A 14554-nucleotide genomic window follows, 5' to 3' on the forward strand; every position below is an offset into this window, starting at 1 on the left:
AAAAGCTCATACACTGGGGACTGAAAGAAATGTCCGCAATATATGAGCGTAGATACTCAATAGGTTGAACCGCCGTATACGAGAACCGTACGTACGGTGGTGTGAGAGGTCGGGAGTTAATCGCTCCCTCCTACTCGATTAAAGATTTATTCACGGTACTACTGACATCCAGCTCCATTTTCAATGATGAAGGTATCTATAGCACCACATAAATCTGAAGCTGTATCATTGCTGTTCATATTCTCAAATACGGAGGGTCAATAATAGATTCAGAAACATATATTAACTAGAAGGATTGTTGAGAAAAAATATATATTACTAGCATTCAGCCTAAGATAAAAGACGAGAATATGTGTATTTAGCAGGAATGAACTGTCTTCTCGATAGAATGTACCTAGTCATGTGTTTATGTAAAACCCTTCAATATGAAGGGTTTTTATTTAGGTTTAAATGAAAGGAGGTGAGAGGTATGGGGAAAATAATATTGTCTACAACATTTGTTAGCTCATGGTTTTTATATATCGTAGGAGGCTGGGAAATGTTAATGACGGTACTTATCGTTTTTATGTGTATTGATATTTTTACGGGATTAATCAAAGCAGCAATCAAACGACAAGTAAACTCAAAAATTGGCTATAAAGGATTTTTGAAAAAAGCCACCATTATGTTGGTCATCATTTTAGCAAATTGGTTGGATGCGTTAACTACCACTGATGTTCCTGCATTTAAAACAATTGCTCTCTATTTTTACATTGGGATGGAGGGATTATCGATTATCGAAAATCTACATCAAATTGGAGTACCAATTCCCAAAGTTATTTCAAAATATATGGCTAGCTTAGCTGACGAAGAAAACAATGAGAACAAAAAAGATTAATGATGAAGAAACAATCCTTCTTTCTTTCAAAAAAATGTTATTATTTTCATTTTCCCGCAACTTATATTTAGTTGTTTCGTACTAATTAATATAGAGAGAAGGGGGAAGTACAAATGAAGCAATTTTTACGGTGGTGTTTTGCATTATGTTTATTATTTTTTCTAAGCAATATGACTTATTCAGAAGCGTATGCAGCATCCCAATTAGATGTAAAAGCGACAGCAGGATTTCAAAACAAAGTTAAACATGGACAAGGATTACCATTAACTTTAACCATTACAAACAAAGGGGATGAATTTTCAGGGGACTTAGTGATTGATTCCTCTGAATCATACGGTGTGGGTTCTGCAAAAGCCTTTCCGATTACGGTCGGATCAGGTGAAACGAAAACCATTAACTTAGCATTGCCTGGTTTATCTGATGAATTTATGTATTCAGGAACAAACTCGCAAATGTTTTATTTTTATGAAGGGGATTGGGAAAGCGGTAAAGAAATTTCCTATAAGGGAAATAAATCGGTCCGTCCCAATTTTTACGGACCAGAATCTACTTTTGTTTTAACGTTATCTGAAAGTGCTGATCGAGTTCGTCCGTTTTCTTCTATGAAGCTAAATTCGATGGGCGATCAGCAAACGATTCATCTTGGTCAAATAAAGAATTTTGAATTTCCAACGGCTGCATCTTCATATGGACTAGCGAATTTTATCATTATCGATGAATATGTTTTAGCTGATTTATCCGAGGATGCACAAAAAGCATTATTGGATTGGATTCAAACTGGTGGGGTTGTCATGATTGGGGCATCTGACAATGTAACTGCTGAAGTTGGCATGCTCGCAACTCATTTGCCTTTAACATTATCAAAGGAAAGACAGGAAGTTTCCAAAGAAGTTCTGTCATCTTTTATTTCCAATAAGGAATTTAAAAACTCGATTAGTTCATTTGTTGCTTCAAAAAATGAAGGTTCACGAGTTTTACTTCAATCAGAAAGCAATCCGCTTGCAGCAATGAAAACTGTTGGGAAAGGAGCCATTATCCAAACATCATTTTCACTAGGAGATGAACCTTTTTCAAAAGAGACGAATGCAACCGTGTTCCTTGCAGACATTATTAAAAAAGCAAATGTTGGACTAACAACAAATTACGGCATGTATGTGAACCATCAAGGTATAAAGGAACAAATGACCTATGAGTTGGGTTCAATAAATGAACTGTTTCCATCATTTCAGATTTCTACGACTCTCATGCTGGTCATTGTTGTCTTTTACATTTTACTAGTAGGTCCTCTTTTGTACGTTTTCCTAAAACGCAAAGATAAAAGAGAATATGCATGGTGGATCATTCCGGTGATTTCTATCGTAGCTTCTGTTGCCATATTTGCTTATGGTGCAAAGGATCGATTAGTGCGTCCTCAAATTCAACAAGTCAGTTTTTACGAAGTCCAAAAAGATAATAGCTTAACAGGCTATTATGTAGAATCTCTTCTATCAAATCGAAGTGGTAATTTCACCTTTGAATCTGAACCAGGTACAACGATGGTCGGGTCAAAAAGGATGAATAGTGGTTACGGTGGTCCAGTAGCCAGTGTTCAAGGACTCTCCATCTTAGAAGAGAAGGCGAATAAAACACAGCTGACCGTTCGTGACGTTGGCTATTGGTCGGTATCATCTGTTTTAGGTGAATCAACCATTAAAGAAGGTGGGAATTTTAATATCGATTTAACTGTTGAAAAAGGAATTGTACGAGGAACGGTAAAAAATGAATTTTCGTTTGCACTAAAAGATGTAGCTATTTGGTCTGGCGCAAAAATGATTGAGTTAGGTAATCTCGATCCAAACGAGTCCATTGAAGTGAATGAACCGATCGGAGCTGCCGTGTTATCTCCTATCACAGCGTCTTCATCTTACATGGGAAATACAGCGATTATGAACGCTTCAGACCTCCCTAAGGAACGGAAAAGTAGCTTGATACGTATGTCTCAAATGTTAGGCAACAGAGCAACAGAGCCTGCTATTGTAGCTCATACAGAAGATCCTATTGTTCCAATAAAAATGGCCAATGAACGAGCAGAAATTTCTGCAATTAATATGGTTTATCAAAGATTTTCACCAACTACCATATTCTCAGGAGATTTTACATTGCCCGCTACATCCTTTGATATAGAAGTTAGTTCTGATGACCCGTCCGCTTACTTTGAACAGATGGGTACGAGTAAATTTGAGTGGATTATGGTCAATGGTACGTATATTTATGATTGGAAAATACCAGCCAACATGCCTTTGGAAAAAGTTGAATGGACAGAATTAATGCTTGCTAATACGAATTCAGCAACGATGCAAATTGAAATCTTTAATTGGAACACAGAAGCATTCGAAGAAGTAAAAGGTAGTCGTTTTTCAATTAAAGAAAACGTCAGTGAGTATGTATCTACTAATGGAATGGTCCAATTTAAAATAGACAAACAAGGAATAAATGGTGACGATTATACTCGACTACCAGAATTACGATTAAAAGGGGAGGTCCAATAATGATAGAAATAGTAGGACTGACCAAAAAATATGGTTCTTTTTATGCCTTAAATAACTTGAATTTAAATTTAAGTGAAGGAACAGTTTTTGGTTTTGTTGGTGCAAATGGAGCGGGTAAATCAACAACGTTTTCGATATTGGCTACTCTTCTTCAACCAACTGCTGGAGACGCCATTATTAATGGGAAAAGTGTTCGTAAAGAGCCTCATGAAGTGAGAAAGCAAATTGGCTATATGCCCGACTTTTTTGGTGTATATGATCAGTTGAAAGCAGATGAGTATTTGGATTTCTATGGTGCAAGCTATGGGATTCCTGAAAAACAACGTGCTGTGTTAATACCTCAATTATTAGAGTTAGTGAATTTATCGCATAAACGGTATGAGTATGTTGATTTATTATCACGGGGAATGAAACAACGGTTATGTTTGGCTAGAGCATTGATTCATGATCCGAAAGTTTTGATACTAGATGAACCTGCTTCTGGATTAGATCCTCGTGCTCGAGTGGAAATGAGAGATATATTAAAACAACTAAAAGGTATGGGAAAAACCATTTTAATTTCTTCTCATATTTTGCCTGAGCTTGCAGAAATGTGTGATGAAATCGGGGTCATAGACGGTGGTAAATTAATCGCACATGGATCTGTTTCAGATATTCAAGCTCAACTAAAAGGGGAACGTCTAATAACCGTTAAATTGAAAGGGTTGACTGACCGAGCTACTCGATTTTTTGAGGAAGATCCATTTGTCACTGGATTGGAACAAAAAGAAGACCTTCATACGATTACATTTAAATACAGAGGATCAGAAGAAGACCAACTTCGATTATTAAAACACGCAGTAGAAGAAAACCTATCCATCTTGTCCTTTGCTGAAATGGAAACAGACTTAGAGGATGTCTTTATGGAAATAACGAAAGGAGTGGAGACTTTATGAGAGTGAATATGAATAATCCTGTACTCATTAAGGAAGTAAAACTCCGCTTCCGATCCTTAAAAAGCTTTACAGGTATTTTGTTTTACTTAGTCGCGATGAGCATTTTTGTTTTTGGTTTCATCTTTTTAACGACTCAGTTTACAGGCAAAGGATTTTTCCGTCCAGATCAAAGTTCCTTTTTATTTGGCTTATTAACATTCATACAATTAGGTCTTATCTTGTTTATTACACCCGGATTAACGGCAGGTACCATTAGTTCCGAGCGTGAAAAGCAAACCTTAAATATGCTTTTGACAACTTATCAAAGTTCTTTGCAAATCATCATTGGAAAATTAAGTTCATCCATCGCATTTTTGTTACTAATGCTTCTGGCAGGCTTACCGATTTACAGCTTGGTCTTTCTATTTGGCGGGATTTCTCCTGGCCAATTAGGCGTTATCTTCTTATTCTTCATCTTGACGATGATTGCTGTAGGAAGTATTGGAGTCATGTTTTCTACATTGACTCGAAAAACGATTGTATCCATGATTGCAACATATGGCACAATGATTTTTTTATCAGGTGTTACTTTGTTTTTCTTTCTAATTTCTATACAAGTAAACCAAATGAGTGGACCTAATCCTGGCTTAACTCAAAGTCCAGCTCCATTTGCTTATTTTTGGGCTAGTATTAATCCAGGTGTACTTATGTTTACATTACTAAATCCCGTAACTGAAAATTTTGTGAATATGCAAACAAAAATCGATTTCCCAGTGTGGGCTAGCTACACCATTTTTTATGTCTTGATTTCATTAGGGGCGATAACAGTATCAATCAAGAAATTAAGAGTCAATATGAAAAAATTAAAATAAGGAGGTGTTCAGCATGAATAGTCGAGACAAAATACTCGTGGCTGTAAATAAGACACATAGACATTTAATAAGCGAGTATCTGTTTAGAATGGTGCAAACGGGCATACTCCTTAGTATTTTAACGATGGTTATATTTCATGTTGTTTCTCGATTATTTGTGTTTCCTCATTATCAACTGTGGGCTATTGCTTCAGCTGTCTTAATTTTCTTGATCTACTTACTACTAATCATATGGAAGCGGCCAAGATTCAAGGATTCCATATCCTTATTTGATCATTACTTTCCGGAGAATCTTTTACTCACAGCTTTGAATTCATTTAAACAGGATTCAATATTACTAACTGCTTTGCGAAATCGCACGCTCCAATTAGTAAATCCAGCGTTTGATTTATTTAAACAACGAAAAAAGAATTTATGGAGAAAGAAATCTCTAATCGGGATTTTGATTGCTAGTATTTTTCTAGTGATACTACTTACGTTTCCTTCAGAAACTCAACTCGTTGCTAAGGATATCGAGTTAGAAAAAGAATTAGTGAAAGAATTAAAAAAAGATGTTGCTAAATTAGTGAAAAAAACGAAATCCGAAAAAGTGACAAAAGAACTGGAGCAACTTGAAAAAGAATTAAAGAAATTGAATTCATCAGAAGAGGCATTAAAGGAGTTAGTAAAAAAACAAAAAGAACTCCAATTGAGGGAACAGCAATTAGCTAATAAGCAAAAAACGTCAGATGGAAGTAGTAATTCCAAAACATTAACTTCTGAAGAAAAAGAAGAGTTGGCTGCTTTGCAAAAAGCAACAAAAGAATTAGCAGAACAAGTCGGCGAAACTCAGACTGTGCTTAGTCAAATAGGTAAAGCCTCTGGAGATGCAAACCAACTGGCATCTCAAGCAACGAATTCAAATGCACAATCTGGCAATGGCCAATCAACAGCACAAGGTAATAACCAAGGACAAGGACAAGGACAAGGTCAAGGCCAGGGTCAAGGCCAAGGTCAGGGCCAAGGCCAAGGTCAAGGTCAAGGTCAAGGTCAAGGCCAAGGTCAGGGACAAGGGCAAGGACAAGGGCAAGGACAAGGTCAGGGACAAGGTCAAGGACAAGGACAAAAACAAGGTCTGGGACAAGGTCAAGGTCAAGGACAAGGACAAGGTCAAGGACTTGGTGCAGGTCAAGGTTCTGGTAGTAGAGACCTCTTATCTGTTCCTTCCCGAATGGGTGGATCGAGCCAATCAAGTATGGATAGTGGGAAACTGGGAGAAGGTTCTGCGGCAGAGGAACAAAAAACGGATACGCCAATATCTAGAGGAACTGTAAAACCATATGGTGAAGTAATCGGCAATTACAAGGATTCCTATTTAAACAGTTCCAAACGCATGCAGTTACCACCAGACTTACAGAGAATCGTTCAAGATTATTTTTCATCAATCGAAACACGTGAGGAATGAGGAGGATTACATGTCATTTACACCAGAGAATTATGTAGAAATGAGCAAGCGATTGCAATTAGTTAAACAAGAAATAAGCGAGTTTATCGTTGGTCAGAATGAAGCAGTCGATTTCACACTTTACTCTGTATTAGCAGATGGTCACGCACTGTTAGAGGGATTACCGGGCTTAGGGAAGACGATGCTCATACGAACAATTTCTGACGTGTTGGATCTGTCTTTTTCTCGTATTCAGTTTACACCGGATTTAATGCCTTCTGATATTACAGGTACGAGTATTATTGAAAGATCCGAGGATGGGAGACAGCAATTCTCCTTTAAACAAGGTCCGATTTTTAGTCAAATGGTCCTTGCAGATGAAATCAATCGTGCTACGCCTAAAACTCAAAGTGCATTATTAGAAGCAATGGGCGAAAAAACAGTTACCGTATTAGGTGAGACAAAACAAATGACGCGTCCTTTTTTTGTGTTAGCGACACAAAATCCGATTGAAATGGAAGGTACATATCCTCTTCCAGAGGCACAAATGGACCGTTTCTTATGCAAAATTTTGGTGAACTACCCAACGAAAGAAGAATTGAAAGAAATTGTTTTAAGAACGACTGGCGCTACATCTGTTCAACTTCAGAAAATCATGAACACGGATGAGTTAGTGGAAGCTCAGCAAATGGTTAAGGAAGTCTTGATTGCTGAAGATATGCTTTCGTATGCAATCGACTTAACTTCAGCAACACATCCAAATGAGGAAGCTACTGAAGAGGTGCGACAGTTTGTACAATATGGCAGTGGTCCGCGGGGTTTACAAAGCTTAATACGTTTAGCAAAAGCTAGAGCATTGATGGCTGGAAGATATCATGTGTCGATCGCAGATATTAAATCGGTTGCAAAACCAGCTTTAAGACATCGTATGTTATTGAATTACGAAGGCGAGGCCGAAGGAAAAACAGCTGACTCGATTTTAGATCAATTACTTCTGACGATTAAACAAGGTCAGTTGACATGAATACTTCCTCTCTCTTACCTGAAGATTGGTCTTCTAAAATAGGAAGACTTCAGATAGCAACAAAATCTAAATTGCGCGGTCAGCCCAAAGGATCTCATCGCTCGATGCGTTTTGGTTCCTCACTTGATTTTTCCGATTTTCGAGAGTATTACCCAGGGGACGATGTGCGTCAAATTGATTGGAATGTTTTTGCGCGAACCGATAAATATTTCATTAAACGATTTTTGGATGAGCAAGAAATGCGTGTCCATATTGTACTTGATGGATCTAAATCAATGAAAAACGAGAAAAAGTGGACTTTGGCCAAGCAATTAGCTAGTTCCATAGGTCAGTTGGTACTTGGGAGAGATGATCGATTATCATTTGCCTTGGTATCTGAGGAGAAGACAATTCCTTTTAGAAGAAAAGGAGCAGTTTATCGAAAAGCTTTTTCATCTCATGTTTCGAAACTGCCGAATCCGACAAGTACTCAATTGTTTACTTCTATCACCCCTCAGCATATCGCGAAGGATTGCACAGTGTTATTTATCCTAACTGATGGATTAGAGCCAATTGAGGAATGGGAGAAAATGCTTCGGAAAATGCCAAAGTTTTCACAAGACATTCGTTTACTGCTGATTCAATCTAGCGAGGATATCAACCCTTCTTTTACAGGAAACTTGCAGTTAATTGATTCAGAAACAGAGCAACGGGTGAATGTCTCGGTCTCTCAAACAATAATTGCTGAATACGAAAAGAAAAGAATTCAACATTTTAAAGAGCTAGACTCTCTTTGCCGTCGCTATGGCATTCATACATTAAAAGTTGAAACGAAGGATGATATTAGCCACATTTTTTTTCATCAAATGATTCGTGCCAACTGGATAAATTGAGGTGAGCCATTAATGGGCTTTGGACAACTAGGATTTTTGTGGGCATTTTTCATTCCTTTTATCGTTCTGCTTTATTATTTTTTCAGAAAGAAGTATACAGACCAACCGATTTCTTCAACTCTTTTTTGGGAAACGGTCATGAAAGAAACAAAGGTTTCTCCTTATTTACAATACTTGCAACGTAATGCGTTGTTTTATCTTCAAATGCTTGCTTTAATTTTGCTCGCTCTTGCTTTGCTTCAGCCTTATATAAAATCTCGTGCACTTGCTGGTGAGCAAATCATTTGGATGGTCGACACATCAGCAAGTATGCTTGCGGGTTCGAAAAATGAAAGCATTTTTGAACAACACAAAAGAGAGATGTTGGTTTTGTCTGAGCAATTAGAAGGTAAACCTGTCACGTTACTGACAATGGGTGAAGAACCTACCATTCTCTTGCGGGAAGAACGCGATCTCTCAAAGATTCAATCTGCTATTAATAAATTAGAAGTTGAATATGAACAAGAGAATTTATCCAAAATGTTGGATTTTACACAGTCATTAGTTAAAGGTGAAGATACTGTTGTTTATTTATTTACAGATAATGTAGATCGAACTGAACTCCCATTAGAAAACGAAAGACTTTCTTGGGTTGTTAAAGGATCTGAAGGACCATTAGAAAATGTTTCGATTCTTAGATTTGGTGCCAATAAAACCAATCAAAATACTTCTGCACTTGCCCAATTGGTGAATGATTCATCTAAGGAAAAAACAGGTCGATTTCTTATACATTCAATCGATGATAATGAACTGATTTACTCAGAACCTGTTAGTATCCCTGCAAAAGACACATTGTCGTTATCAATGAAAGAATTGCCATTAGCTTCTGGTTTAAAAGCTATACTTCAAATTGACGATGATTATCAAATTGATAACGAATCCACTGTTTTGTTACAGTCACAAACATCCCAAACATATGTGGATAACCAGTTACATCAGTTGGTAACAGCTGCATTTCAAGCGATGTCTATTCCTGTAAGTTCCGTTCCTTCTGAACAATTAAGTGATCTTTCAGAAGAGGGAATGATCGTGACAAATCAAACTTCTTTACTCGAAACAGCGACATCACCTGTGTTATTAATTGGTCAAAATGATGAAATAGCTCATGAGGTGAATGGTGTAGTCATGACTGAAAGAGATGATGTTTTTGCCTATGCTAGTTTGGACGATATCTATGTCAGTAGCCTATATCCACCTTTTGCGAATTACGAAACGATTGCTCGCGTGAATGAAGAACCTTTCATTCAACGAAGCCAGAAAGGCGATCTGATTGTTTTAGCCGATGTCCAAATGACTGATTGGCCATTGCACCCTTCTTTTCCTTTGTTTTTGTGGAGTACAGCAGAGCAAATGACGACAAACAATGATTATCTAGGGATTTTTTCTCCTAAGGAAAAAAAGTCAATTTCATTAGTAGCTGACGAAGAGGATGCAGAATGGGAAGTGTTTTCTGAAGAAAATGAATACATCTCATCCGTGCAACAAGGAAGTCAATTCACAGCTCCAGCAAAACCAGGGATGTATTCATTAAGGTCTGGGGATGTCGAAAAACAATTTATGGTTTTGTTAGAACAACAAGAGAAAGAAATCCGAACCGGATCTTCCTACTCGATTGGAACATCTTCTGAAGAAACTTTAAATGAAACTATCCAAACATCATTGGTCCCATGGATCTTACTTCTCATTATTTTATTATTACTAGCAGAATGGGAGGTGCAAAGACGTCGTGGACTTACGAATTGAATCACCTATTTGGCTACTTCTTTTTTTGCTGCCAATTGCTTATTTCATCTATGACAGGTGGAAACATACGAACTATCAAACGCGCGAACAACAAATAATCGTCGGCATTAGAGCAACTGCTATTTGCTTAGTAATCTTCGCGATGACTGGACCAATGATTCTATTGCCTATTAAAGAAGAGCAAATTTTGTTCGTTGTTGATCAATCTGCATCAACTGCAGGAACTGAACAGCAAATCACTGAATTTCTGACACAATCCCTTGCAAAAAAGAAAGATCACCAGGCAATAGGGATCTATACATTTGATGATTCTTTTCAGACGCAGGTACCCTTATCATTGGACACAAAAGATGTGCCTGAACTTGTTGGTTCGAATCAAAATGGGAAAACGAACATAGCTGAAAGTATTCAGTTAGCCACGAATTTAGCAGACCAAAAAAAGTCAACGAGAGTAGTATTACTTTCAGATGGATTAGAAAATAGCGGCTCAGTGCATGAACAACTTGCTAGAATGACAGGAAGTCATGTGGAAATTGATGCGTATATGTTGAACCGGCCACAATCAGATGATGCAGCGATTACAAGTTTTGAAACTCCACCAGTTGCGTTTGAAGGGGAGCAACAGCAACTTGTTGTTGAAGTAGAGTCTTCAAAAGATGTGATAGGTGAACTCATTCTATCTGAAAATGATGAATTCTTGTTGACCCAACAAGTAGAAATCCAAGCTGGAACGAACACCTTTACACTTCGTCATGCCTCAACTGGTGAAGGATTATTAAAATATGAGGTTCAATTGAACTTAACGAACGATGCTTTATTGGAAAATAATGAATTGACGAGTGTCACAATGGTTGAGCGTGCACCAAGTTTGTTAGTAGTCAGTAACGGTCAAGTGACGTCACCAATTCCGGATTTTATTGATCAGCAAGTCATTAACACGGATAATATTGCAGCTGCTGATTTACCTTATGATTTGTCCAATTATTTAAAGTACGACGCCATTATTTTTGATAACGTACCAGGTTATTTAGTTGGGGAAGACAAAATGAAAGTGATCGAACAAGCAGTTAAAAACTTCGGTGTTGGCTTCATGATGGTTGGGGGAGACAATAGCTTTGGATTAGGTGGGTATTTTAAAACACCTATCGAAAAGTTACTTCCTGTAGAAATGGAAGTGAAAGGAAAGCAACAATTGCCTTCACTCGGACTGATAATTGTGATGGATAGATCCGGCAGTATGATGGGGAATAAATTCGAGTTAGCTAAAGAAGCTGCCGCTCGCTCAGTAGAGTTATTACGAGATGACGATACATTAGGTTTCATTGCATTTGATGATAAACCTTGGGAAATCATAGAGGCAAAAACACTCACTGACAAAGAGGAAGCACTTGAAAAAATCTTATCGGTTAGTGTTGGTGGAGGTACCGAAATTTATCCAGGGTTAGAACTCGCTTACGAAAGGCTAAGTGATTTGAAACTTCAGCGTAAGCACATTATTTTATTGACGGATGGACAATCAGCTACGCAAAATGACTATGAAACACTTATAGCTGACGGATTAGCTGATAACATTACACTGTCCACTGTAGCCATAGGTCAAGACGCAGATCGATCTTTACTAGAAGGATTATCGCAAATAGGGACTGGCCGATTTTATGATGTAATGGATGAAAGTACGATTCCAGCAATCTTATCCAGAGAAACCGTTATGATTTCAAGAACCTATATCGAAGACAATCCTTTTTATCCCACCATTCAAGGCGATCTAGCGTGGATGAGTTTATTTGAAAAAGGTGTTCCACAAATAAATGCCTACATTGCTACTACTGCGAAACAAACAGCATCTGTTATTGCAGAAAGTACGAAAGAAGATCCCGTTCTAGCTGAATGGATGTATGGACTTGGAAGAACAATTGCTTATACATCGGATTCAAGCGGTGCGTGGAGCGGAGATTTTGCACGCTTCGATCAGTGGGGGAACTTTTGGAATACGTCCGTATCTCGATTATTGCCATCCTATAGTGAAGTTCCGTTTGATATTCGAAAATCTGAAGATGGTTCCTATACGGTATTAGATCCGTCAGGACAATCAGCCTTTTTGGATATTGTCGCTGTGAATGAATCCGGTGAGGAAATAGAGAGTTTGTCTGAACCTATTGCACCAGGAAAAAGCCGGGTATCTTTTAAAGCAGATCCAGGGCTCATATTCCTGCGTATTTCCAATGAACAAAATGGTTTGTATCAATCAGGCATTTCAATTCCATATAGCGACGAATATAAAATTCAACCTCCAAACGCCGGACTCTTGTCAGATATAGCAAACCGAACGGGTGGAGAAGTCGTATCGTCACCTGAACAAGCTATGCGTGATATTCAATACGAGAGTACAGAGTCTAAGAGTATTCAACAATGGGTTGTACTCCTTGCCATGTTGCTATTTTTTATCGATATAACGTTAAGAAGATTCGGCTATCGCATGTTATCAAGAATTCCTTTCATGTTCATCAAACAAAAGTCTAATGAATTAGAAACTCCTGTTCAAACAAATGTCTCAAAGCTTTTAAAAGGAAAGCGGAAACGCTGAAATAAGAAAAAAAGGTAGATCCGATTCGGATCTACCTTTTATGTTTCATGAATTAAAGTAGGCTTGCGAGCTGATAACAATGCAATAGCAAAACAAATGAGTAAGACGAGTGTTCCTGCGATGTATGGGAAGCTCATATTTATATCAAATAAGATCCCAGCAAGTGCTGGACCCACCATATTCCCTAAACTCATATAGGCGTTGTTCATACCAGCTGCAAAACCTTGTTCACTCCCAGCCTGTTTCGAAATTAATGTATTTACTGCTGGTCGCAATAACGAAGCAGCAGTAAAGAACACACTTGAAACAATTAAAATTGGCCAAAAACCATCTACAAATAGAACACTGATCATTGCTAAAGCAGAAACAAGTAAATTCACTAAAATAACTTTAAATTCACCAAATCGCATAAACAACTTATTAATAACAAATGTTTGAACGATTACCCCGACAAATCCGCCCATCGTAATTAAAATAGCGATTTCACCAGGTGTAAAGCCGTATTTTTTATCGACGTATAAGGCAATGGTTGCTTGGAAATTCGCTAAACCAAATGAGAACACAAAGACGACAATTAACATAATAAAGTAGGGCGTTGTCGTCGATCTCTTCATTTGAGCCCATAAATTTTCTCTTTTACGAATTAAGCCAGCTTGTACAACTGGTGGTTTCGTGTTTGGTAGCACGAACATTGAAATAGCAGCAGAAATCAGTGCAGCAGCAGTGGCCACGTAGAAAGGGAAGCGCAAACTAACTTCTGCTAAAAACCCTCCAATCGCCGGTCCAATCATGAATCCAAGTGACATGGAAGCTCCTAGTAATCCCATTCCTTTTCCGCGTTCTTCTTCGGTGGTAATATCCGCTACAAAAGCCATCATTGGTGGGACAATAAATGCTGAACCAACGCCACTAAAGAATCGTGCCAAAAAGAGAATCCATAAATCAGAAGCCATACCGAACATTAATTGCGATAAACCAAAGATCACTAAACCAACAATTATTAAATACTTTCGACCAAATTTATCTGATAAATCACCTGCTAAAGGTGAAAATAAGAATTGGGAAAATGCAAACATCGCTATTAGAAAACCTAAAGCTTGTCCTGCCACACCAAACGTATCTAAGTATTCAGGCATGATTGGAATAATCAAGCCGATTCCTGACATCGCAATAAACATATTAAACATCAGAATATATAGTGCAAAGCGATTCGAATTACTCGCCATAATAACATCCTTCTTTCTTGCTCAAACTGTTTCGAGTATCTAAAAGTTTAACACAAAATAAAAAAAATGCCATTAGAAGACTTGGGTGAATATTTAGTTAAATGTCAGTTGGTGAAAGGTCGCTCAGTTAGAGATTTGGACATCTCGGTTAGAATTTTGAGGATCTCAGTTCGAAAAATCGCATTCTCGGTTAGAAGAATCGCCATCTCAGTTGTAATTGTCTAGAAAGTAAGATCTCAGTGGGGGGCTATTCTCAGAAAAGGCTGCGTAAGTGAAACGTGCAGCCCCAATTAGCCCTGCCCGCTTCGCTTGGCAGGTGTTTCTGTTGGTGAATGGTCGCTCAGTTAGAAATTTGACGATCCTGGTTAGAATTTTGAGGTTCTCAGTTAGAAAAATCGCATTCTCGGTTAGAAGAATAGCCATCTCAGTTGTAATTGTCTAGGAATCACTAT

Annotated in this window: 10 protein-coding genes; 9 read left to right on the forward strand and 1 reads right to left on the reverse strand. The window is 37.9% G+C overall.

The window, feature by feature from the left end:
- The first annotated feature begins 469 nt into the window (after positions 1–469).
- The 9 genes from AC3EA5_RS14215 (at position 470) to AC3EA5_RS14255 (ending at position 12876) form a co-directional block, all read left to right on the forward strand.
- Positions 470–877 carry a phage holin family protein gene (locus tag AC3EA5_RS14215; RefSeq protein ID WP_488608943.1) on the forward strand — a complete coding sequence of 136 codons (408 nt, stop codon included), beginning with the start codon at positions 470–472 and terminating at the stop codon, positions 875–877.
- Positions 878–990: 113 nt separating this feature from the next.
- Positions 991–3405: a hypothetical protein gene (locus AC3EA5_RS14220; protein WP_488608944.1), complete on the forward strand. Its 2415-nt coding sequence runs from the start codon at positions 991–993 to the stop codon at positions 3403–3405.
- Positions 3405–4340 (forward strand): ABC transporter ATP-binding protein, encoded by a 936-nt coding sequence (locus AC3EA5_RS14225; RefSeq protein ID WP_488608945.1) that lies wholly within the window; start codon positions 3405–3407, stop codon positions 4338–4340. The genes AC3EA5_RS14220 and AC3EA5_RS14225 overlap by 1 nt, the downstream gene beginning before the upstream one ends.
- Entirely contained in the window at positions 4337–5191 is an 855-nt protein-coding gene (locus AC3EA5_RS14230) for an ABC transporter permease (RefSeq protein WP_488608946.1), read from the forward strand. The genes AC3EA5_RS14225 and AC3EA5_RS14230 overlap by 4 nt, the downstream gene beginning before the upstream one ends.
- A gap of 13 nt (positions 5192–5204) precedes the next feature.
- Positions 5205–6635: a hypothetical protein gene (locus AC3EA5_RS14235; protein ID WP_488608947.1), complete on the forward strand. Its 1431-nt coding sequence runs from the start codon at positions 5205–5207 to the stop codon at positions 6633–6635.
- Positions 6636–6645: 10 nt separating this feature from the next.
- Positions 6646–7638: an AAA family ATPase gene (locus AC3EA5_RS14240; protein ID WP_488608948.1), complete on the forward strand. Its 993-nt coding sequence runs from the start codon at positions 6646–6648 to the stop codon at positions 7636–7638.
- Entirely contained in the window at positions 7635–8510 is an 876-nt protein-coding gene (locus AC3EA5_RS14245; RefSeq protein WP_488608949.1) for a DUF58 domain-containing protein, read from the forward strand. Before AC3EA5_RS14240 ends, AC3EA5_RS14245 begins: the two co-directional genes overlap by 4 nt.
- A gap of 12 nt (positions 8511–8522) precedes the next feature.
- The gene (locus AC3EA5_RS14250; protein ID WP_488608950.1) at positions 8523–10292 is read left to right on the forward strand and encodes a vWA domain-containing protein; all 1770 of its coding nucleotides are present in this window, start codon (positions 8523–8525) and stop codon (positions 10290–10292) included.
- On the forward strand, positions 10276–12876 hold the full coding sequence (locus AC3EA5_RS14255; protein WP_488608951.1) for a VWA domain-containing protein: 2601 nt from the start codon (positions 10276–10278) through the stop codon (positions 12874–12876). The genes AC3EA5_RS14250 and AC3EA5_RS14255 overlap by 17 nt, the downstream gene beginning before the upstream one ends.
- Positions 12877–12914: 38 nt before the next feature.
- Here AC3EA5_RS14255 and AC3EA5_RS14260 read toward each other — a convergent pair whose 3' ends face one another.
- Positions 12915–14102 (reverse strand): MFS transporter, encoded by a 1188-nt coding sequence (locus AC3EA5_RS14260; RefSeq protein WP_488608952.1) that lies wholly within the window; start codon positions 14100–14102, stop codon positions 12915–12917.
- Positions 14103–14554 lie beyond the last annotated feature (452 nt).

The organism is Paenisporosarcina sp. (assembly GCF_057785155.1).

Coding starts and splice junctions, on each gene's coding strand:
- AC3EA5_RS14215 (WP_488608943.1), top strand. CDS start 470: ATGGGGAAAATAATATTGTCTACAACATTTGTTAGCTCATGGTTTTTA.
- AC3EA5_RS14220 (WP_488608944.1), top strand. CDS start 991: ATGAAGCAATTTTTACGGTGGTGTTTTGCATTATGTTTATTATTTTTT.
- AC3EA5_RS14225 (WP_488608945.1), top strand. CDS start 3,405: ATGATAGAAATAGTAGGACTGACCAAAAAATATGGTTCTTTTTATGCC.
- AC3EA5_RS14230 (WP_488608946.1), top strand. CDS start 4,337: ATGAGAGTGAATATGAATAATCCTGTACTCATTAAGGAAGTAAAACTC.
- AC3EA5_RS14235 (WP_488608947.1), top strand. CDS start 5,205: ATGAATAGTCGAGACAAAATACTCGTGGCTGTAAATAAGACACATAGA.
- AC3EA5_RS14240 (WP_488608948.1), top strand. CDS start 6,646: ATGTCATTTACACCAGAGAATTATGTAGAAATGAGCAAGCGATTGCAA.
- AC3EA5_RS14245 (WP_488608949.1), top strand. CDS start 7,635: ATGAATACTTCCTCTCTCTTACCTGAAGATTGGTCTTCTAAAATAGGA.
- AC3EA5_RS14250 (WP_488608950.1), top strand. CDS start 8,523: ATGGGCTTTGGACAACTAGGATTTTTGTGGGCATTTTTCATTCCTTTT.
- AC3EA5_RS14260 (WP_488608952.1), bottom strand. CDS start 14,102: ATGGCGAGTAATTCGAATCGCTTTGCACTATATATTCTGATGTTTAAT.